The organism is Pseudomonas sp. FG98, assembly GCF_057808595.1.
The window spans coordinates 1-19799 of the sequence record NZ_JBMDIJ010000017.1 but is presented as its reverse complement, the minus strand read 5'-3'; the positions used below and the strand labels follow the sequence as shown (position 1 = coordinate 19799).

The window sequence follows — 19799 nt, the reverse complement described above, 5'->3', positions numbered from 1 at the left end:
ATGAATGCCACAAAACGCCTGGAGATTTTCCGCCGGCTACACGAAGACAACCCCGAACCGAAAACCGAGCTGGCCTACAGTTCGCCCTTCGAGCTGCTTATCGCCGTGATCCTCTCGGCGCAGGCCACCGATGTCGGCGTCAACAAGGCCACTGCCAAGCTGTTCCCGGTCGCCAATACCCCTGCGGCGATCCACGCTCTTGGGGTGGAGGGGCTGTCGGAGTACATCAAGACCATCGGTCTGTACAACAGCAAGGCGAAGAACGTCATCGAGACCTGCCGCATTCTCGTCGAACAACACGACAGCCAGGTTCCGGAAACGCGTGAGGAGCTAGAGGCGCTACCAGGGGTCGGGCGCAAGACAGCCAACGTGGTGCTCAACACCGCCTTCCGCCAACTGGCCATGGCCGTGGACACCCATATTTTCCGAGTGAGCAATCGCACTGGCATCGCACCGGGAAAGAATGTGGTGGACGTGGAAAAGGCTCTGCTGAAGTTCGTGCCCAAGGCTTATCTGCTGGATGCACACCATTGGTTGATCCTGCACGGACGCTATGTTTGCCAGGCACGCAAACCGCGTTGTGGAAGTTGTCGCATCGAGGATTTGTGCGAGTACAAGCACAAGACCTCCGACGATTGATGAAATAGGGAAATCCAGCCCTGCCGATTGAAAAAATCTTTTTTACCAGTCTCTGGAATATCGATATAAGGGGCGCCAATGGCCCTCTTGGCACGGAGTGACACATGAGCACTGATAAAGAAGACCTGGATATCGACGACGACTCCCCGGCGGCCGAAGAGTTTGCCGCCGACAACCCGGCGCAGGCTGCGAAAACCAATCTGAGCAAGCGCCGGACCATCGACAACCTGCTGGAAGAACGCCGTCTGCAAAAGCAATTGGCTGATTACGACTTCGATCTCTGAGACGTCATGGGCCCGAAAAACAAAAGCCTCCTGCAATTGGAGGCTTTTTGCATTATGCCGCAGGTTCAGACCAGACCATTACGCTGCGCCAGTTCAATCAGGTCGACAAGAGAGCGGGCATTGAGCTTTAGCAACAGACGGGTCTTGTAAGTACTGACCGTCTTGTTGCTGAGAAACATGCCATCGGCAATTTCCTTGTTGGACTTGCCTCTTGCCAGTTGCTGCAGAACCATCATTTCACGCCCTGACAAACGTCCCACCATATCGGCTTCACTGGATCCACCCAGATTGGTGCGTACGGAGTGCAATGCCTGGTTGGGAAAATAACTGTAACCGGAAAGTACCGCCTTTATGGCGCTGAGCAACTCGGTGAGGTCCTGTTGCTTGCATACGTAACCTGCCGCCCCTGCCTGCATGCAACGCATGGAAAAATGTCCGGGCGCCTGGGAAGTCAGCACCAGTACCTTGATCACGATACCGTTGGCCGTCAGACGGCCGATGACCTCCAGCCCGTCGAGCTTGGGAATTCCGATGTCCAGAATGACGATATCCGGCAGATGCTCCCGGGCGAGTTGCAACGCGTCCACGCCGTTGTCCGTTTCCCCAATCACTTCATAACCATGCCGGTCCATCAGCATGCGCACGGCCAAGCGAATGACGGGGTGGTCATCGACGATCAGCACTTTATTCATGGGCAAGATCCATTCTTAAACTATTCGACTTATTAGAAGCCCGCACAATAGCCCAGTCAGCCGGAGCAATGCATGGTGCTCGCGATGAACACCAACACATTCAGAAAGGGACTACTTAAATAAAGGAAAACTCCTACAAAGAATTCCTACAGGCTGTGTTTTTGAAAATAATTGCGCGCCTCATTTGCAATAAAAAAGGCATATCAGGATGCTAGCCGGAGACATTGAAAATATCGCTACGAATATTGGCTAATCATATGCAGGAAATGTCCGTAATACCCACGAAATTAATCCTAGTGCACCTGCCACATTCATCCGTCCCTTCTGTCCGACCCACGGAAATGCTGCTCCACCAAGAGCAATCACCCTGTGTTGAATGGATCCATTGCGCTGCACACTCCCGGTAATCGTCCTATTGCCCCACCGGGCCCAGCCGGAACACCGTGAAACAGAGACCAGGCCCATGAACAGCCCAGAGCCGAAGAGCCCCCTGACCATCATTGCCATCTTCGCCGGGATCATCGAAGCATCGGCATTGGCCTCGCTGCCGTTCCTGGATGAAAGCAGCCAAAGCATCTACACATGGTTCCTGGTTGGTTTTCCACCGTTTCTGACATTGCTGTTCTTCCTGACATTGAACTTCAATACCAAAAGTCTCTACGGACCGGATGATCCCGGGAACGAAGCCAGTATGGAAAGCGAACCCTCTGTACAGGATGCGCCGGAAAAGCCCCTGCCCTCTCCTGCGGCTTGCAGACTTGCACTGGGGCTTTCACACACGCAGGAAAAATCCACTGTCGTGGTTTCCGGCCCCGACTCGCGGGCATTGCTGGAAGTTGTCGCCCGCCACGCCCTGCAACACCCCGAAAGCGGCGGAATCATTGTGCATGACCTTGAACAGGGAACCCGGGTCAGCATTGTTATCGAGGCTCGGTAGAGCCTCGCTCCTGCACTGACGGGCAAAAAAAACCGGCAATCAATGCCGGTTTTTTCATGCCGAAGCGACTGCTTAGAGTGGCGAACGACCTTTGCTCGCCGCGATGCGCATACGCAGGGCGTTGAGCTTGATGAAGCCTGCGGCGTCAGCCTGGTTGTAGGCACCGCCGTCTTCTTCGAAGGTAGCGATGTTGGCGTCGAACAGCGAGTCGTCGGACTTGCGGCCGGTGACGATGACGTTGCCCTTGTACAGCTTCAGGCGCACCACACCGTTCACGTTGACCTGCGAAGCGTCGATCATCTGTTGCAGCATCAGACGCTCCGGGCTCCACCAGTAGCCGGTGTAGATCAGGCTGGCGTACTTCGGCATCAGCTCATCCTTCAGGTGAGCGACTTCGCGGTCCAGGGTGATCGACTCGATGGCGCGGTGGGCCTTGAGCATGATGGTGCCGCCAGGAGTCTCGTAGCAGCCACGGGACTTCATGCCGACGTAACGGTTCTCGACGATGTCCAGGCGACCGATGCCGTTGGCACCGCCGATGCGGTTCAGTTCGGCGAGAACGGTAGCCGGAGTCATCTCGACGCCGTCGATGGCGACGATGTCACCGTTGCGATAGGTCAGTTCCAGGTAGGTTGCCTGGTCCGGGGCGTTTTCCGGGGAAACGCTCCAGCGCCACATGTCTTCCTCGTGCTCGGTCCAGGTATCTTCCAGGACACCGCCTTCGTAGGAGATGTGCAGCAGGTTGGCGTCCATCGAGTACGGCGACTTCTTCTTGCCGTGGCGCTCGATCGGGATGCCGTGCTTCTCGGCGTAGTCCATCAGCTTCTCGCGGGACAGCAGGTCCCACTCGCGCCATGGTGCGATGACCTTGACGCCCGGCTTCAGCGCGTAGGCGCCCAGCTCGAAGCGAACCTGGTCGTTGCCCTTGCCGGTAGCGCCATGGGAAATGGCGTCGGCGCCGGTTTCGTTGGCGATTTCGATCAGGCGCTTGGCGATCAGCGGACGAGCGATGGAAGTACCCAGCAGGTACTCGCCTTCGTAGACGGTGTTGGCGCGGAACATCGGGAATACGAAGTCTCGGACGAACTCTTCGCGCAGGTCATCGATGTAGATCTCTTTCACGCCCATGGCCTGGGCTTTGGCGCGGGCCGGCTCGACCTCTTCGCCCTGACCCAGATCAGCGGTGAACGTCACCACTTCACAGTTGTAGGTATCCTGCAGCCACTTGAGAATCACCGAAGTATCAAGGCCGCCGGAATACGCCAGTACGACCTTTTTTACGTCCGCCATGCCATCACTCCACGGGGTTGTACGGAAAACCCCGGATTCTACCGCTCTCGCGGGTGAATTTACAGTGGGGCGACAGCTTGTGACGACAAAGCGACAGGAACTGTCGTGAGCGCGACGGTCGGTCGCACTCAGGACTTGGGCACGGGTTTGGCGGGTGCCGGGGTTGTCGGTGCAGCCTGCGCTGCCGGCGTGGAGGGTGCGGTCGGGGCGGCCGGAATCACCGGATCAGCCGGCTTTTCTGCAACCGGCTTCTCCACCGGGGTCACGCGATCCAGCTGGATGTTCACCCGGCGGTTGCGTGCGCGGTTGGCTGCGGAATTGTTGGCTGCCAGCGGATAACGCTCACCATGGAAGCGCACGACGATGTTCTCTGCCGGAACACCGTGGGCCTTGAGGTATTCCTCCACGGCCAGGGCACGCCGACGCGACAGGTCGCGGTTGGTCAGGCGGTTGCCACTGTTGTCGGAGTGGCCGTCCAGCTCGATATGGTTGACCGTGGGGTCGGCCTTGAGGAAATCGAGGATCACGTCGAGACGCGCACGGGCGTCGGCGTCCAGGTCGATGCCGTTGCCGGGGAAGCCGATACGGGCCTGGCGGATCTGGTCGAAGTTCATCGGCAGCAGCTTGGCCGCACAAGCCTGGTAGTCGGCGTACGCCTTGTTGAACCTCACCGGCAGCAGGTGCACTTCCATGGTCTGCCCGGACTCGCCGGCGTAGTTGCGAATCACCGTGCTGCGACCATCCATCAGGCCATTGATCAGGCGGCTGGCCTGACCCTGGGAGCTGTTGAACAGCACGCCGCTGCGCGCCATGCGGATCGAACCGAGGTTGATATCGCCACGCCCGGGCTGCCACGGTGCGGCCGCCGCCAACAGGGTTGCCGAACCGCTGCCGAGCATGTTGTTGGTCGAGCGCAGGCGGAAGGTCGCCTGCTCGCCAGCGCGGCGCACGAACTCACCCGTGCCGAAATCGGCAATGGGCTGGATCAGGCGGCACTCGAACTGATCGCCTTCGACCTTCCACTCGATATTTTCCACTCGCGTCTGAAACGTGAGGGCGGTGGCCGGAAGGCTGGCGAACAGACTGAGCAGGGCTAGATAACGCTGGCGCACGGGCGGCTCCACAAAATTTCCATCACTTACCAGCAGGCTATCGGACGCCTTTGGCAAAACTTGATAGCGAGTGCTCGGGGAAGGCTTTTCCGGTAGCATTCGCCCAGAGTTCGAACCGCCTGGAAACCCCAATGTCCGATCGCCTGACCCTTCTGCGTCCCGACGACTGGCACATCCATCTTCGTGATGGAGCCGTCCTGCCTCATACCGTCGGCGACGTAGCGCGCACCTTCGCCCGTGCCATCATCATGCCCAACCTGGTTCCGCCAGTGCGCAACGCCGCCGAAGCCGGCGCCTATCGTCAGCGCATCCTCGATGCCCGCCCGGCGGGTAGCCGGTTCGAGCCGCTGATGGTCCTGTACCTCACCGACCGTACCCAGCCGGAAGACATCCGCGCGGCCAAGGCCAGCGGTTTCGTCTACGCCGCCAAGCTGTACCCGGCCGGCGCGACCACCAACTCCGATTCCGGCGTCACCAGCATCGACAAGATCTTCCCGGCCCTGGAAGCCATGGCCGAAGTCGGCATGCTCCTGCTGGTCCACGGTGAAGTGACCCGCGGCGAGATCGACGTGTTCGACCGCGAGAAGCTGTTCATCGAGGAACACCTGCGCCGCGTGGTCGAACGCTTCCCGACCCTGAAGATCGTCTTCGAGCACATCACCACCGCCGAGGCCGCACAGTTCGTCAAGGAAGCCCCGGCCAACGTCGGCGCGACCATCACCGCCCAGCACCTGCTGTACAACCGCAACCACATGCTGGTCGGTGGTATTCGCCCGCACTTCTACTGCCTGCCGATCCTCAAGCGCAACACGCACCAGCTTGCGCTGCTGGATGCCGCCACCAGCGGCAACCCGAAGTTCTTCCTCGGTACCGACTCGGCCCCTCACGCCCGTCACGCCAAGGAAGCCGCCTGCGGTTGCGCCGGTTGCTACACCGCCTATGCGGCGATCGAGCTGTACGCCGAAGCCTTCGAGCAACGCAACGCGCTGGACAAGCTGGAAGGCTTCGCCAGCCTGCACGGCCCGGCTTTCTACGGCCTGCCGGCGAACACCGATACCATCACCCTGGTCCGTGAAGAGTGGACCGCCCCGGACAGCCTGCCATTCGGCGACCACACCGTGGTTCCGCTGCGCGCCGGTGAACAACTGCGCTGGCGCCTGCTGGAGGAAAGCAAGTGAGTGACGATCAGTTCGACGACGACCAGGAAGGTCTTGGCGGCGGCGGTTCGCGCCACCCGATGGCGGAGCGTTTTCGCGGCTACCTGCCGGTCGTGGTGGATGTCGAGACCGGCGGTTTCAACAGCGCCACCGACGCGCTGCTGGAAATCGCCGCAGTGACCATCGGCATGGACGAAAAAGGTTTCCTGTTCCCCGAACACACCTATTTCTTCCGTGTCGAGCCGTTCGAAGGCGCCAACATCGAGCAGGCGGCCCTGGAGTTCACCGGGATCAAGCTCGATCATCCGCTGCGCATGGCGGTAAGCGAGGAAGCGGCGCTGACCGATATCTTCCGCGGCGTGCGCAAGGCGCTGAAGGCCAACGGCTGCAAGCGGGCGATCCTGGTCGGTCACAACAGCAGCTTCGACCTCGGTTTCCTCAACGCCGCGGTGGCCCGTAACGACCTGAAGCGCAACCCGTTCCACCCGTTCTCCAGCTTCGACACCGCGACCCTGGCGGGCCTGGCTTACGGCCAGACCGTACTGGCGCGAGCCTGCCAGAGCGCCGACATCGACTTCGACGGACGCGAGGCGCACTCCGCCCGCTACGACACGGAGAAGACCGCCGAGCTGTTCTGCGGCATCGTCAACCGCTGGAAGGAAATGGGCGGCTGGCACGACTTCCACGACTAAACGCGGTAAGTGGCAAGCTTCAAGCTTCTCCCATAAAAAAACCGGCCATGAAAGGCCGGTTTTTTTACGCCTGGCGAAATTACAGATTGCCAGCGTTCTCGCTCAGGTAAGCAGCAACGCCTTCTGGCGAAGCGGTCATGCCCTTGTCGCCTTTTTTCCAGTTGGCAGGGCAGACTTCGCCGTGCTCTTCGTGGAATTGCAGGGCGTCGACCAGACGCAGCAGCTCGTCCATGTTGCGGCCCAGCGGCAGGTCGTTGACGATCTGCGAACGCACGACGCCGTTGGTGTCGATCAGGAAGGCGCCACGGAAGGCCACGCCGCCTTCGGACTCAACGTCGTAGGCCTTGCAGATTTCGTGGGTGATGTCGGCGGCCAGGGTGTATTTGACCGGGCCGATACCGCCGTTGTTGACCGGGGTGTTACGCCAGGCGTTGTGGGTGAAGTGCGAGTCGATCGAAACGCCGATGACTTCGACGTTGCGTGCCTGGAACTCAGGAATGCGGTGATCCAGGGCGATCAGCTCGGATGGGCAAACGAAGGTGAAGTCCAGTGGGTAGAAGAACACCAGGCCGTACTTGCCCTTGATAGCGGAAGCCAGGTTGAAGCTCTCGACGATTTCGCCATTGCCCAGTACAGCGGCGACGGTGAAGTCCGGGGCTTTTTTGCCAACGAGTACGCTCATTCGATATCTCCTGATGGTGTTTGGAAATTGACTACGCAGAGGGCCGAAGCCGTCTGACACGGGTTGAGCATCATACACGGCCCCGGGCAGGACGCCGAGTCATGGCGATTCGACTCTTTTTCCTACCGGCGGTCGCTCTATTTCGTACCTTCGATAAAGTGCTTTGACAAGCATTCTCATTACTATTAGGCTTCACTTCATTCGAGCCTAACGCCCTGATGGTTTTCTTCTATGTATGTGTGTCTTTGTGTTGGTGTAACCGACGGACAGATCCGCGATGCGATCTATGAAGGATGCTGTAGCTACAAGGAAGTGCGTGCCGCCACCAATGTAGCCAGCCAGTGTGGCAAATGTGCATGCGTCGCCAAGCAGGTAGTACGCGAGACCCTGGCCGAAATCCAGATCAGCCAGGCAGCCGCCCTGCCCTATCCGGTGGAATTTACCGCCGCCTGAAAATTAATTTTCCCGCATTCCTGAAGAACCGGACCCCGTGTCCGGTTTTTTTATGCCCGGAATTCAAGTAGTTAGCGTTAAAACGAGGAATACAAACATTCTTATTCCGATTAAATTTCACTTATTATTCAATAACTTAGGTTTGACAGAGAAAGTTGTCAGGCTCAAACTTCCGCTTATTGGCACATAGACAGGGCGGGACCCCACCATGAAAGGCGACGTAAGCGTCATCCAGCATCTCAACAAGATCCTCGGAAACGAGCTGGTCGCGATCAACCAATACTTCCTGCATGCGCGCATGTACGAAGACTGGGGTCTGGATAAGCTCGGCAAGCACGAATACAAAGAATCCATCGATGAAATGAAGCACGCTGACAAGCTGATCAAGCGGATTCTGTTCCTCGAAGGCATCCCCAACGTCCAGGACCTGGGCAAGCTGCTGATCGGCGAGCACACCCGCGAAATGCTGGAGTGCGACCTGAAGATCGAGCAGAAAGGCCTGATCGACCTGAAAGCCGCCATCGCCCATTGCGAAACCGTCGGCGACTTCGGCAGCCGTGAGCTGCTGGAAGACATCCTCGAATCCGAGGAAGAGCACATCGACTGGCTGGAAACCCAGCTGAGCCTGATCGACAAGGTCGGCCTGGAGAACTATCTGCAATCGCAGATGGGTGAGTGACAGCTTCAAGCTGCATGTTGTAAGCGGCAAGAAAGAGCAGTGGCCATCGGCCGCTGCTTTTTTTTTGAGATTACACGGACCTTGTGGGAGCGGGTTCACCCGCTCCCACAAGGTTGGCGATTATCCTTCAGGCAAGAAAAAGCCCCGCACGGGCGGGGCTTTTCGGGATCGGCAGGCGATCAGGCTTCGGAAGCCTTGGCCTTGGCTGCTGCGTCCTTGATCAGGGTCTGCAGCTCGCCGTTGGCGAACATCTCGGCCATGATGTCGCTGCCGCCGACCAGCTCGCCAGCCACCCACAGTTGCGGGAAGGTCGGCCAGTTGGCGTACTTCGGCAGGTTGGCGCGGATTTCCGGGTTCTGCAGGATGTCGACGTAAGCGAACTTCTCGCCGCAACCCATCACGGCTTGCGCCGCTTTTGCCGAGAAGCCGCACTGTGGCGCATTCGGCGAGCCTTTCATGTACAGCAGAATGGTGTTGTTAGCGATCTGCTCTTTGATTGTTTCGATGATATCCATGAAGCACCTCGGCTGAACTTTCCGACCTGGTTTGTCGGCACGGTGGCGCATTGTATCGGAAAGCCGAGGCGCACGCTCGGTCTTGCCGACAATCAAGCGGCAACCACTTCCACCGGAACGCCATTGAGTACCGCGTTGCCCGACAACCCATCGATCAGGCGCTCGTCGGTCAGGTCATTGGCACTCGCCCCGCCCTGGGCACTGGCGATATCCAGCAGTACGCCAGGACGGGCATGGCCGAAGCCGTGGGGCAGGCTGACCACACCCGGCATCATGTCGGTACTGGCCTGCACCTCGACCTCGATGGTGCCCACCCGCGAGGTCACGCGCACGCGCTGGCCGTCCTGCAACTGCCGTCCGGCCAGGTCCTCGGGATGCATCAGCAACTGATGGCGCGGCTTGCCTTTGACCAGGCGATGAAAGTTATGCATCCAGGAGTTGTTGCTGCGCACATGACGCCTGCCGATCAGCAGCAACTGGGCGGCGCTGGGCGGTTGTTGCGCGGCAAAGCGCTGCAGGTCGGCAAGCAGCACCCCGGGCGCGGCCTCGATGGCTTTGCTTTCGGTCTTCAGGCGCGCCGCCAGATTCGGCTGCAACGGCCCAAGATCGATGCCATGGGGATGCTGGTCGAGGGTGCGCAGCGACAGGTCGAACGGCGAGCCCTCGCCATAACGCCCGCCACGCAGGCCCAGGTCGATCATCTTCGAAGGCGGGATGGTCGGTTTCAGCGGCTTGTCGGCGATCCGCGCAAAGGCTTCGGCCAGACCGACGAAAATCTCCCAGTCATGCAGCGCACCCTCGGGCTTGGGCAGGATCGCGCGATTGAAGCGCGTGACATTGCGTACCGCGAACAGATTGAAGGTGGTGTCGTAGTGATCGTTCTCCAGCGCCGAGGTGGACGGCAGGATCAGGTCGGCATAACGAGTGGTCTCGTTGATGTAGAGATCGACGCTGAGCATGAACTCCAGGCCATCCAGGGCCTGCTCCAGCTGCCGTCCGTTGGGTGTCGACAGCACCGGGTTGCCGGCGACGGTGACCAGCGCCCGCACCTGGCCCTCACCCTCGGTCAGCATTTCCTCGGCCAGGGCCGAGACCGGCAGTTCGCCGCCGTACTCCGGCAACCCCGACACCCGGCTCTGCCAGGCATTGAAATGTCCACCGCTGGTGGTCGCCACCAGGTCCACCGCCGGTTCGGTACACAGCGCACCGCCGACCCGATCGAGATTGCCGCTGACCAGGTTGATCAGTTGCACCAGCCAGTGGCAAAGCGTGCCGAAGGCCTGGGTGGAGACGCCCATGCGCCCGTAGCACACGGCCTTGTCCGCCGCCGCGAAGTCTCGCGCCAATTGGCGGATCAAACCCGCCTCGATGCCGCAAAGCAGGCTCATCACTTCCGGAGTGAACGGCTGCAGCGCCGCGCGCACCTCATCCAGGCCACTGACCGGCAGATGGCTGGCACGGGTCAGACCTTCCTCGAACAGGGTGTTGAGCAGGCCGCACAGCAACGCCGCGTCACCGCCTGGGCGAACGAACAGGTGCTGGTCGGCCATCGCTGCGGTCTCGCTGCGCCGCGGATCGACCACCACCAGCTTGCCGCCCCGGGCCTGCAAGGCCTTGAGGCGCTTCTCGACGTCCGGCACGGTCATGATGCTGCCGTTGGAGGCCAGCGGATTGCCGCCGAGGATCAGCATGAAGTCGGTGTGATCGATATCCGGGATCGGCAACAACAGGCCATGGCCGTACATCAGGTAGCTGGTCAGGTGATGGGGCAACTGGTCGACCGAGGTGGCGGAAAAGCGGTTACGGGTTTTCAGCAGGCCGAGAAAGTAGTTGCTGTGGGTCATCAACCCATAGTTGTGCACGCTGGGATTGCCCTGGTACACCGCCACAGCGTTCTGCCCGTGACGTTGCTGAATCTCGTGCAGCTTGCGCGCGGCCAGCTCGAAGGCCTCCTCCCACTCGATCGGCAGCCATTGCTCGCCCACCCGTACGACCGGGCCGCGCAAGCGATTCGGATCGTTCTGGATATCCTGCAGGGCCACCGCTTTGGGGCAGATATGGCCGCGGCTGAAGCTGTCCTGGGGGTCGCCCTTGATCGACGCGATACGCGGCGTGCCGCCCTCGTCGGTGTCGAGCTCGAAGGTCAGGCCGCAGATGGCCTCGCACAGGTGACAGGCGCGGTGGTGCACGGTCTTGGTCATGGCCGCCTCTTGTTCTTTGATCCGGGGGGAGTGCCGTCCCCGACTATGGCCTCGGCCCGGGCTGCTCGCCAGCGATCTTCGCCTGGTGAATCCTGCGGCATCAGCCTGGACGATGGTCCCAGGAGGCCGACAAAGCCCCGTCCGTTCGTTGCAAAGTCCTTCCGGGGCAGTGTAAAAAGCTCTCTTGCTCCGCAAAAAGGAGCAGACAGACGGCACGTGTTGTGTTCGACCAAGACCGTCGAGGCAGCCCCCACTTGGTAAGACGCGACATTTAATTATAGTATTGCGCCTTCCCCTATTTCGTCGCCCCGTGCGGCTTACGCCGCAGGTCTCATCCGTGTTTCCGAAAAACCGGTTTTTGCTGATCTGCGGTCTGTTGCAAAAAGGTAGTCAATGATGAGCGCTAGGCACTTTCTCTCCCTGATGGATTTCACCGCCGATGAACTGGTCAGTGTGATCCGCCGAGGGATCGAGCTGAAAGACCTGCGTAACCGCGGCGTACTCTTCGAGCCCCTGAAAAACCGCGTACTGGGCATGATTTTCGAGAAATCCTCGACCCGTACCCGGCTGTCCTTCGAAGCCGGTATGATCCAGCTCGGCGGCCAGGCGATCTTCCTCTCCCCGCGTGACACCCAACTGGGCCGCGGCGAGCCGATCGGCGACTGCGCCATCGTCATGTCGCGCATGCTCGATGCGGTGATGATCCGTACCTTTGCCCACAGCACCCTGACCGAATTCGCCGCCAACTCCCGCGTGCCGGTGATCAACGGCCTGTCCGACGACCTGCACCCGTGCCAGCTGCTGGCCGACATGCAGACCTTCCTCGAACACCGCGGCTCGATCCAGGGCAAGACCGTGGCCTGGATCGGCGACGGCAACAACATGTGCAACAGCTATATAGAAGCGGCCATCCAGTTCGACTTCCAGCTGCGCGTGGCCTGCCCGGAAGGCTACGAGCCGAATCCGAAGTTCGTCGCCCAGGCCGGTGACCGCGTGCAGATCGTCCGCGATCCGAAGGAAGCGGTACGTGGTGCCCATCTGGTCAGCACCGACGTCTGGACCTCCATGGGCCAGGAAGACGAGACCGCACGGCGCCTGGAGCGTTTCGCGCCCTACCAGGTCACCCGCGAACTCCTCGACCTGGCCGCTGCCGACGTTCTGTTCATGCACTGCCTGCCCGCCCACCGCGGCGAGGAAATCAGCCTCGACCTGCTCGACGACCCGCGTTCGGTCGCCTGGGATCAGGCCGAAAACCGCCTGCATGCGCAGAAGGCACTTCTCGAATTTCTTGTTGAACCGGCCTATCACCACGCATGAGCAAGCCCCTACTGCTTAACCTGCGCGACCTCGCCTGCGGCTATGGCGAGGCGCGTATCGTCCAGAACCTCAACCTGCACCTCAACGTCGGCGATATCGGTTGCCTGCTGGGCTCGTCGGGCTGCGGCAAGACCACCACCCTGCGCGCCATCGCCGGCTTCGAACCGGTGCATGGCGGCGAGATCAGCCTGGCCGGCGAAGTCATTTCCAAGGCCGGTTTCACCCTGGCCCCGGAAAAGCGCCGGATCGGCATGGTGTTCCAGGACTATGCGCTGTTCCCGCACCTGACCGTGGCGCAGAACGTCGCCTTCGGCATCGGCAAGCACCCGCGCCAGCAGGACGTGGTCAAGGAGATGCTGGAACTGGTCAAGCTCGACGGTCTCGGCGGGCGCTACCCGCACGAACTGTCCGGCGGCCAGCAGCAACGGGTCGCCCTGGCCCGCGCCCTGGCTCCCGAACCGCAACTGCTGCTGCTCGACGAGCCCTTCTCCAACCTCGACGTGGAACTGCGCCGGCGCCTCAGCCATGAGGTTCGCGACATCCTCAAGAGCCGCGGCACCAGCGCCGTACTGGTCACCCACGACCAGGAAGAAGCCTTTGCCGTCAGCGACCATGTCGGGGTGTTCAAGGAAGGCCGCCTGGAGCAATGGGATACGCCGTACAACCTCTATCACGAGCCGGCTACGCCATTCGTGGCCAGCTTCATCGGCCAGGGCTACTTTATTCGCGGCCAGTTGCTCAGCCCGGATACGGTACAGACCGAACTCGGCGAGCTGCGCGGCAATCGTGCCTATTCACTGCCGGTAGGTGGTGCCGTGGATGTGCTGCTGCGCCCCGACGACATCGTGCATGCCGCCGACAGTGGCCTGCAGGCGCGGGTCAGCGGCAAGAGCTTCCAGGGCGCCTCGACCCTGTATCGCCTGCAACTGGCCACCGGCACTCAACTGGAAGCCATCTTCCCCAGCCATCTGGACTACCAGGTCGGCCAGGAGGTCGGGATTGCCGTTGCGGCGGATCACCTGGTGCTGTTTGCGGCTTCCGGCAGTGTCGAAGCGCGCTTGCCCGCCGATGAGAACGGCGTGCGCCGCTACAGCTCGGCACACTGAAATCCTGTGGGGGCTAATCGCTGGCAAGCCAGCTCCCACAGGGACCACGCCGAACACCAACCCTGTGGCTGCCCCGGAACCTGTGGGAGCCGGCTTGCCGGCGATGAGGCCGACCTGAACAATGATGTTGTCAGGTTCGGCCAATTCGCTGGCAAGCCAGCTCCCACAGAGATAGCTTAAAGCCAGCCACTCTATTCTTTACCGATAGCCGCAAATTTCCCCTGGGTGTGCTCGGCCAACACCGCCGCAGCCAACTCCACCTCCAATCCTCGCCGACCGGCACTGACGTGAATGGTGGGAAACTCTTCCGAGGACTTGTCGATAAAAGTCCTCAGACGTTTCTTCTGCCCAAGCGGGCTGATTCCCCCAACCAGATATCCCGTTGAACGCTGGGCCGCAGCCGGATCAGCCATTTCGCACTTCTTCGCCCCCGCCGCCTGGGCCAGGGCCTTCAAATCCAGGGTCCCCACCACCGGGACCACCGCCACCAGCAACTCGCCCTTCTCCGTCGCCGCGAGCAGGGTCTTGAACACCTGCTTCGGGTTCAGATTCAGCTTCTCGGCAGCTTCAAGGCCATAGGACGCGGCTTTGGGATCGTGTTCATAACTGTGAATGCGATGTTCGGCGCGAACCTTCTTCAACAGATCCAGGGCAGGGGTCATGCGGGGGCTCCAACAGCGATGTTCGGTTTCCTTTGGCTGGCTACTGTAGGACAAATCCCCACACACAACCATTGCCTTGTAGGACAAGGTCCGTACGCGCTGTGGGCCGCCAGTCAGTTTGTGAATGATGGTTCGCTTTCGACCTTTGACATAATCGTTTCTTGTCTATATTTTTTCGTTTTTGAATGTAGTACCGCCCTTATAAGGTGCATTTCCACCCCCGCCTGACCGGAAATGGGGATTTCCGTCGGGTTTCCGTCGAGCGCTCACTGCGCCTCACAACAACAAGAACCGAGGTATCGAATGACGACTGCTCTACAACAACCGACGTTATCCAGCCAATGCCTGGCCGAATTCTTCGGCACCGCGCTGCTGATCTTTTTCGGCACCGGCTGCGTCGCCGCGCTCAAGGTCGCGGGTGCCAGCTTCGGCCTGTGGGAAATCAGCATCATCTGGGGGATCGGCGTGAGCATGGCGATCTACCTGACCGCCGGAATCTCCGGCGCACACCTGAACCCGGCCGTGAGCATCGCCCTGTGCCTGTTCGCCGGTTTCGAAAAAGCCAAACTGCCCTTCTACATCCTCGCCCAGGTCGCTGGCGCCTTCTGCGGCGCAGCGTTGGTATACGCGCTGTACAGCAACCTGTTCTTCGATTACGAACAGACCCATGCCATGGTCCGCGGCAGCCAGGCCAGCCTGGAGCTGGCCTCGGTGTTCTCCACCTACCCGCATCCGGCCCTGTCCACCGGCCAGGCGTTCCTGGTCGAAGTGATCATCACCGCCATCCTCATGGCCGTGATCATGGCCCTGACCGACGACAACAACGGCCTGCCCCGTGGCCCCCTGGCGCCGCTGCTGATCGGCCTGCTGATCGCGGTGATCGGCAGCGCCATGGGTCCGCTGACCGGCTTCGCGATGAACCCGGCGCGGGATTTCGGGCCCAAGCTCATGACCTTCCTCGCCGGCTGGGGCGACGTCGCCTTTACCGGCGGGCGTGACATTCCCTACTTCCTCGTTCCGGTTTTCGCGCCGATCATGGGAGCCAGTCTCGGTGCCGCCCTTTACCGTGGCGTATTTGCCCGCAGCCTGCCGACTGCCGCTGCGGCCGCCCCGAGCGACGACAACGCTCAAGGCAAGACCCAGGCCTCGTGATCCGCAGGATCGCCAACGCCTGATTCCAACCCTATTCACTGCAAGGCCAACGACATGACAGACCTTCAGAACAAGAACTACATCATTGCCCTCGACCAGGGCACGACCAGTTCGCGGGCCATCATCTTCGACCGTGACGCAAACGTTGTCGGTACCTCCCAGCGCGAGTTCGCCCAGCACTATCCGCAGGCCGGCTGGGTCGAGCACGACCCGATGGAAATCTTCGCCACCCAAAGCGCGACCATGGTCGAGGCCCTGGCCCAGGCCGGCATCAGCCACGACCAGGTGGCCGCCATCGGCATCACCAACCAGCGCGAAACCACCGTGGTCTGGGACAAGGAAACCGGGCGCCCGGTGTACAACGCCATCGTCTGGCAGTGCCGCCGCAGCACCGAGATCTGCGAGCAGCTCAAGCGCGACGGCCTGCAGGACTACATCCGCGAAACCACCGGCCTGGTCACCGACCCGTACTTCTCCGGAACCAAGCTGAAGTGGATCCTCGACAACGTCGAAGGCGCCCGCGAACGCGCCGAGCGCGGCGATCTGCTGTTCGGCACCGTCGACAGCTGGCTGATCTGGAAATTCTCCGGCGGCAAGGTGCATGTCACCGACTACACCAACGCCTCGCGCACCCTGCTGTTCAACATCCATACCCTGCAATGGGACGACAGGATGCTTGAAGTGCTGGGCATCCCGCGGCAGATGCTGCCGGAAGTGCGCCCGTCCTCGCAGATCTACGGCAAGACCAAGAGCGGCATCGATATCGCCGGTATCGCCGGCGACCAGCAGGCCGCGCTGTTCGGCCAGATGTGCGTGGAACCGGGCCAGGCCAAGAACACCTATGGCACCGGCTGCTTCCTGCTGATGAACACCGGCGCACAGGCGGTGCAATCGTCCCACGGCCTGCTCACCACCATCGCCTGCGGCCCACGCGGCGAAGTGGCCTACGCCCTGGAAGGTGCGGTATTCAACGGCGGCTCCACCGTGCAGTGGCTGCGCGACGAACTGAAGATCGTCAACGACGCCCATGACACCGAGTACTTCGCCAGCAAGGTCAAGGACAGCAACGGCGTCTACCTGGTGCCAGCCTTCACCGGCCTCGGCGCGCCGTACTGGGATCCGTATGCCCGTGGCGCCCTGTTCGGCCTGACCCGCGGGGTCAAGGTCGACCACATCATCCGCGCCGCCCTGGAATCCATCGCCTACCAGACCCGCGACGTGCTCGACGCCATGCAGCAGGACTGCGGCCAGCGTCTCAGCGCCCTGCGCGTGGACGGCGGCGCGGTGGCCAACAACTTCCTCATGCAGTTCCAGGCGGACATTCTCGGCACCTGTGTCGAGCGCCCGCAGATGCGCGAAACCACGGCCCTCGGCGCCGCCTACCTGGCCGGCCTGGCCTGCGGTTTCTGGAGCGGCCTGGACGAACTGCGCGGCAAGGCGCTGATCGAGCGGGAGTTCACTCCGCAACTGGCCGAAGCGGAAAAAGAGAAGCTGTACAGCGGCTGGCTCAAGGCCGTTGACCGCACCCGCGACTGGGAGCCCCACGAGGAGTAACCGCGCAGCCAGGCTTCGGCACGGCCGTTTCCAAACGGGAACGGCTGCGCTGCAAGCCATGCCGGGGACGCCTCCAGACTGGTCCCCGGCTCCTTCCTCCGGCATCATTGCAGCATTTTTCGGCCGCCCCTGAAGGACGCCCATGAATCTGCCTCCCCGCCAACAACAAATTCTCGAACTGGTCCGCGAGCGTGGCTACGTCAGTATCGAGGAAATGGCGCAGTTGTTCGTCGTCACCCCGCAAACCATCCGCCGCGATATCAACCAGCTGGCGGAGGTCAACCTGCTGCGCCGTTATCACGGTGGCGCGGCCTACGACTCCAGCATCGAGAACACCGCCTACGCCATGCGCGCCGACCAGATGCGCGACGAGAAGCAGCGCATCGCCGAGGCCGTGGCCCGGCAAATCCCCGACCATGCCTCGCTGTTCATCAATATCGGCACCACCACCGAATCCATCGCCCGCGCCCTGCTCAACCACAACCACCTGAAGATCATCACCAACAACCTGCATGTCGCCTCGATCCTCAGTGCCAAGGACGATTTCGAAGTGCAACTGGCTGGCGGCAATGTGCGCCGCGATGGCGGCGTGGTGGGTCAGGCCAGTGTCGACTTCATCAACCAGTTCAAGGTCGATTTCGCCCTGGTCGGCATCAGCGGCATCGACGAAGACGGTAGCCTGCTGGACTTCGATTATCAGGAAGTGCGGGTCTCCCAGGCGATCATCGCCAACGCCCGCCAAGTGATCCTGGCTGCCGACTCGAGCAAATTCGGACGCAATGCCATGGTCCGCCTGGGCTCGATCAGCCTGGTCGATTGCCTGGTGACCGACCAGGCGCCGGTCAGCGCCCTGGCCCAGTTGCTCAACCAGTACAAGATCCGCCTCGAAGTGGTCTGAGCCAGTGACTGCCGCCGGCGCAAGGCCGGTGGCGTGAATGTTCGTTATTTTTCATTTGTTTGTAATCCGATCAGTATTTTCTATGGAAAGTCACTGGTCGGCGGCTTTTCGTTCGGCTAACATTTTCGAATACGAACATTCATGTTCATAAAAGATATCAGAACGACTTTCGAGAGGCCTTGCCGTGTCCCAATCCAGCGCTCCCATCCTCGCCGAGGTGTATGACGTCGCCGTCATCGGTGGCGGCATCAATGGTGTCGGCATCGCCGCCGACGCCGCCGGACGCGGCCTGTCGGTGTTCCTTTGCGAAAAGGACGACCTGGCCAGCCACACCTCCTCGGCCAGCAGCAAGCTGATCCATGGCGGCCTGCGCTATCTCGAACATTACGAATTCCGCCTGGTCCGTGAAGCCCTGGCCGAGCGCGAGGTGCTGCTGGCCAAGGCGCCGCACATCGTCAAGCCGATGCGCTTCGTCCTGCCCCATCGCCCGCACCTGCGTCCGGCCTGGATGATCCGCGCCGGCCTGTTCCTCTACGACAACCTCGGCAAGCGCAAGCAGCTCGGCGCCTCGCGCAGCCTGCGCTTCGGCCCGGAAAACCCGCTGAAGGCGGAAATCACCCGCGGTTTCGAGTACGCCGATTGCGCGGTGGACGATGCCCGCCTGGTGGTACTCAACGCCATGGCCGCCCGCGAGCACGGCGCGCACATCCTCACCCGCACCCGCTGCGTCAGTGCCAGCCGCCACGGCAAGCTGTGGAACGTGCAGGTCGAGCGGGCCGACGGCAGCCTGCAGAGCATCCAGGCCCGTTCGCTGGTGAATGCGGCCGGCCCATGGGTGGCCAAGTTCATCAAGGATGATCTGCACCTGAGCGCACCCTACGGTATCCGCCTGATCCAGGGCAGCCACCTGATCGTGCCGAAGCTCTACGAGGGCGAGCACGCCTACATCCTGCAGAACGAAGACCAGCGCATCGTCTTCGCCATCCCGTACCTGGAGCGTTTCACCCTGATCGGCACCACCGACCGCGAATACAGCGGCGATCCGGCCAAGGTGGCGATCACCGAGCAGGAGACCGACTACCTGCTCAAGGTGGTCAACCAGCACTTCAAGCACCGCCTGAACCGCGACGACATTCTCCTCACCTACTCCGGCGTGCGTCCGCTGTGCAACGACGAGTCGGACAACCCGTCGGCGGTGACCCGTGACTACACCCTGGCGCTGTCCTCGGAGGATGGCCAGGCACCGCTGCTGTCGGTGTTCGGCGGCAAGCTGACCACCTACCGCAAGCTGGCGGAATCGGCTATGCGCGAGCTGGCGCCCTGGTTCACCCAGATGCGGCCGAGCTGGACCGCCAGTGCGCCGCTGCCCGGGGGCGAGGGCATGAGCACGCCGCAAGCGCTGAGCGACGAGATCCTCGCCCGCTTCGGCTGGCTGCCGAGTGCACTGGCCAAGCGTTGGGCGCTGACCTATGGCAGCCGTACCTGGCAACTGCTGGACGGTGCCAAGGGTCCGGAAGATTTGGGTGAAGCCCTCGGCGGCGGGTTGTTCAGCCGGGAAGTGGATTACCTGTGCCGGGAAGAGTGGGCGGTGTCGGCAGACGACATCCTGTGGCGCAGGAGCAAGCTGGGCCTGTTCATGACCGAAGCCGAACAGCAGAACCTGGTGGCTTACCTGCAACGGCGGGAATTGAGCCGGGCTGCCTGATCTTTATTGCTGCTTAGGGCCTCATCGCCGGCAACGCCGGCTCCCACAAGGTTTGCGTGCTCCGCTGAACCT

At 61.4% G+C, this 19799-nt stretch carries 20 protein-coding genes; 13 read left to right on the top strand and 7 right to left on the bottom strand.

The window, feature by feature from the left end; genetic code table 11:
- Both nth and ACODSK_RS13470 read left to right on the top strand, forming a co-directional pair.
- Complete coding sequence (gene nth, locus ACODSK_RS13475; RefSeq protein ID WP_489016673.1) at positions 1-639, top strand: endonuclease III; 639 nt, start codon at positions 1-3, stop codon at positions 637-639.
- A 104-nt stretch (positions 640-743) separates the two neighbouring features.
- Positions 744-923 carry a PA3496 family putative envelope integrity protein gene (locus ACODSK_RS13470; protein WP_489016671.1) on the top strand — a complete coding sequence of 60 codons (180 nt, stop codon included), beginning with the start codon at positions 744-746 and terminating at the stop codon, positions 921-923.
- A 65-nt stretch (positions 924-988) separates the two neighbouring features.
- Here ACODSK_RS13470 and ACODSK_RS13465 read toward each other — a convergent pair whose 3' ends face one another.
- Complete coding sequence (locus tag ACODSK_RS13465; RefSeq protein WP_489016669.1) at positions 989-1615, bottom strand: response regulator; 627 nt, start codon at positions 1613-1615, stop codon at positions 989-991.
- 463 nt (positions 1616-2078) lie between these two features.
- On the opposite strand from ACODSK_RS13465, the gene ACODSK_RS13460 reads away from it, so the two are divergent.
- Positions 2079-2552: a hypothetical protein gene (locus ACODSK_RS13460; RefSeq protein ID WP_489016667.1), complete on the top strand. Its 474-nt coding sequence runs from the start codon at positions 2079-2081 to the stop codon at positions 2550-2552.
- A 72-nt stretch (positions 2553-2624) separates the two neighbouring features.
- Here ACODSK_RS13460 and ACODSK_RS13455 read toward each other — a convergent pair whose 3' ends face one another.
- Both ACODSK_RS13455 and ACODSK_RS13450 read right to left on the bottom strand, forming a co-directional pair.
- Positions 2625-3842 (bottom strand): argininosuccinate synthase, encoded by a 1218-nt coding sequence (locus ACODSK_RS13455; protein WP_009396513.1) that lies wholly within the window; start codon positions 3840-3842, stop codon positions 2625-2627.
- A gap of 128 nt (positions 3843-3970) precedes the next feature.
- The gene (locus tag ACODSK_RS13450) at positions 3971-4954 is read right to left on the bottom strand and encodes a flagellar protein MotY (protein ID WP_489016665.1); all 984 of its coding nucleotides are present in this window, start codon (positions 4952-4954) and stop codon (positions 3971-3973) included.
- A 131-nt stretch (positions 4955-5085) separates the two neighbouring features.
- Between ACODSK_RS13450 and pyrC the strand changes: the two genes are divergently transcribed.
- Both pyrC and rnt read left to right on the top strand, forming a co-directional pair.
- Entirely contained in the window at positions 5086-6132 is a 1047-nt protein-coding gene (pyrC, locus tag ACODSK_RS13445; RefSeq protein WP_489016663.1) for a dihydroorotase, read from the top strand.
- Entirely contained in the window at positions 6129-6803 is a 675-nt protein-coding gene (gene rnt / locus ACODSK_RS13440; protein ID WP_489016662.1) for a ribonuclease T, read from the top strand. Before pyrC ends, rnt begins: the two co-directional genes overlap by 4 nt.
- A 79-nt stretch (positions 6804-6882) precedes the next feature.
- Here the strand turns inward: rnt and ACODSK_RS13435 are convergent, their stop codons facing one another.
- Entirely contained in the window at positions 6883-7485 is a 603-nt protein-coding gene (locus ACODSK_RS13435) for a peroxiredoxin (RefSeq protein ID WP_489016661.1), read from the bottom strand.
- A 231-nt stretch (positions 7486-7716) separates the two neighbouring features.
- Between ACODSK_RS13435 and ACODSK_RS13430 the strand changes: the two genes are divergently transcribed.
- The gene (locus tag ACODSK_RS13430; RefSeq protein WP_042122752.1) at positions 7717-7938 is read left to right on the top strand and encodes a bacterioferritin-associated ferredoxin; all 222 of its coding nucleotides are present in this window, start codon (positions 7717-7719) and stop codon (positions 7936-7938) included.
- 208 nt (positions 7939-8146) lie between these two features.
- Complete coding sequence (gene bfr, locus ACODSK_RS13425) at positions 8147-8617, top strand: bacterioferritin (RefSeq protein WP_009399751.1); 471 nt, start codon at positions 8147-8149, stop codon at positions 8615-8617.
- A 179-nt stretch (positions 8618-8796) separates the two neighbouring features.
- Here bfr and grxD read toward each other — a convergent pair whose 3' ends face one another.
- A complete protein-coding gene (grxD, locus tag ACODSK_RS13420) occupies positions 8797-9132 on the bottom strand; it encodes a Grx4 family monothiol glutaredoxin (RefSeq protein WP_489016659.1) in 336 nt (111 codons plus the stop codon).
- Positions 9133-9224: 92 nt separating this feature from the next.
- Positions 9225-11333: a molybdopterin oxidoreductase family protein gene (locus tag ACODSK_RS13415; protein ID WP_489016657.1), complete on the bottom strand. Its 2109-nt coding sequence runs from the start codon at positions 11331-11333 to the stop codon at positions 9225-9227.
- Positions 11334-11729: 396 nt separating this feature from the next.
- On the opposite strand from ACODSK_RS13415, the gene argF reads away from it, so the two are divergent.
- Both argF and ACODSK_RS13405 read left to right on the top strand, forming a co-directional pair.
- Entirely contained in the window at positions 11730-12650 is a 921-nt protein-coding gene (gene argF, locus ACODSK_RS13410) for an ornithine carbamoyltransferase (protein WP_489016655.1), read from the top strand.
- The gene (locus ACODSK_RS13405) at positions 12647-13756 is read left to right on the top strand and encodes an ABC transporter ATP-binding protein (RefSeq protein WP_489016653.1); all 1110 of its coding nucleotides are present in this window, start codon (positions 12647-12649) and stop codon (positions 13754-13756) included. The genes argF and ACODSK_RS13405 overlap by 4 nt, the downstream gene beginning before the upstream one ends.
- A gap of 191 nt (positions 13757-13947) precedes the next feature.
- On the opposite strand, the gene ybaK is transcribed toward ACODSK_RS13405, so the two are convergent.
- Positions 13948-14418: a Cys-tRNA(Pro) deacylase gene (gene ybaK, locus ACODSK_RS13400; protein WP_489016652.1), complete on the bottom strand. Its 471-nt coding sequence runs from the start codon at positions 14416-14418 to the stop codon at positions 13948-13950.
- 303 nt (positions 14419-14721) lie between these two features.
- Here ybaK and ACODSK_RS13395 point away from each other — a divergent pair, with 303 nt between their 5' ends.
- The 4 genes from ACODSK_RS13395 to glpD all read left to right on the top strand — a co-directional run bounded on the left by ACODSK_RS13395 (position 14722) and on the right by glpD (position 19727).
- Complete coding sequence (locus ACODSK_RS13395) at positions 14722-15570, top strand: MIP/aquaporin family protein (RefSeq protein WP_489016650.1); 849 nt, start codon at positions 14722-14724, stop codon at positions 15568-15570.
- A gap of 54 nt (positions 15571-15624) precedes the next feature.
- On the top strand, positions 15625-17124 hold the full coding sequence (gene glpK, locus ACODSK_RS13390; protein ID WP_489016648.1) for a glycerol kinase GlpK: 1500 nt from the start codon (positions 15625-15627) through the stop codon (positions 17122-17124).
- Between the two features lie 142 nt (positions 17125-17266).
- Complete coding sequence (locus ACODSK_RS13385) at positions 17267-18022, top strand: DeoR/GlpR family transcriptional regulator (RefSeq protein WP_489016647.1); 756 nt, start codon at positions 17267-17269, stop codon at positions 18020-18022.
- Positions 18023-18206: 184 nt separating this feature from the next.
- Positions 18207-19727 carry a glycerol-3-phosphate dehydrogenase gene (gene glpD / locus ACODSK_RS13380; RefSeq protein WP_489016645.1) on the top strand — a complete coding sequence of 507 codons (1521 nt, stop codon included), beginning with the start codon at positions 18207-18209 and terminating at the stop codon, positions 19725-19727.
- Positions 19728-19799 lie beyond the last annotated feature (72 nt).

Excerpts from the sequence above, each read along its gene's own strand:
- ACODSK_RS13395 (WP_489016650.1), top strand. The coding sequence starts at position 14,722 with ATGACGACTGCTCTACAACAACCGACGTTATCCAGCCAATGCCTGGCC.
- ACODSK_RS13455 (WP_009396513.1), bottom strand. The coding sequence starts at position 3,842 with ATGGCGGACGTAAAAAAGGTCGTACTGGCGTATTCCGGCGGCCTTGAT.
- glpK (WP_489016648.1), top strand. The coding sequence starts at position 15,625 with ATGACAGACCTTCAGAACAAGAACTACATCATTGCCCTCGACCAGGGC.
- bfr (WP_009399751.1), top strand. The coding sequence starts at position 8,147 with ATGAAAGGCGACGTAAGCGTCATCCAGCATCTCAACAAGATCCTCGGA.
- grxD (WP_489016659.1), bottom strand. The coding sequence starts at position 9,132 with ATGGATATCATCGAAACAATCAAAGAGCAGATCGCTAACAACACCATT.
- argF (WP_489016655.1), top strand. The coding sequence starts at position 11,730 with ATGAGCGCTAGGCACTTTCTCTCCCTGATGGATTTCACCGCCGATGAA.
- ACODSK_RS13405 (WP_489016653.1), top strand. The coding sequence starts at position 12,647 with ATGAGCAAGCCCCTACTGCTTAACCTGCGCGACCTCGCCTGCGGCTAT.
- ACODSK_RS13415 (WP_489016657.1), bottom strand. The coding sequence starts at position 11,333 with ATGACCAAGACCGTGCACCACCGCGCCTGTCACCTGTGCGAGGCCATC.
- ACODSK_RS13470 (WP_489016671.1), top strand. The coding sequence starts at position 744 with ATGAGCACTGATAAAGAAGACCTGGATATCGACGACGACTCCCCGGCG.
- pyrC (WP_489016663.1), top strand. The coding sequence starts at position 5,086 with ATGTCCGATCGCCTGACCCTTCTGCGTCCCGACGACTGGCACATCCAT.
- ybaK (WP_489016652.1), bottom strand. The coding sequence starts at position 14,418 with ATGACCCCTGCCCTGGATCTGTTGAAGAAGGTTCGCGCCGAACATCGC.
- ACODSK_RS13465 (WP_489016669.1), bottom strand. The coding sequence starts at position 1,615 with ATGAATAAAGTGCTGATCGTCGATGACCACCCCGTCATTCGCTTGGCC.
- ACODSK_RS13435 (WP_489016661.1), bottom strand. The coding sequence starts at position 7,485 with ATGAGCGTACTCGTTGGCAAAAAAGCCCCGGACTTCACCGTCGCCGCT.
- nth (WP_489016673.1), top strand. The coding sequence starts at position 1 with ATGAATGCCACAAAACGCCTGGAGATTTTCCGCCGGCTACACGAAGAC.
- ACODSK_RS13430 (WP_042122752.1), top strand. The coding sequence starts at position 7,717 with ATGTATGTGTGTCTTTGTGTTGGTGTAACCGACGGACAGATCCGCGAT.
- ACODSK_RS13460 (WP_489016667.1), top strand. The coding sequence starts at position 2,079 with ATGAACAGCCCAGAGCCGAAGAGCCCCCTGACCATCATTGCCATCTTC.
- ACODSK_RS13385 (WP_489016647.1), top strand. The coding sequence starts at position 17,267 with ATGAATCTGCCTCCCCGCCAACAACAAATTCTCGAACTGGTCCGCGAG.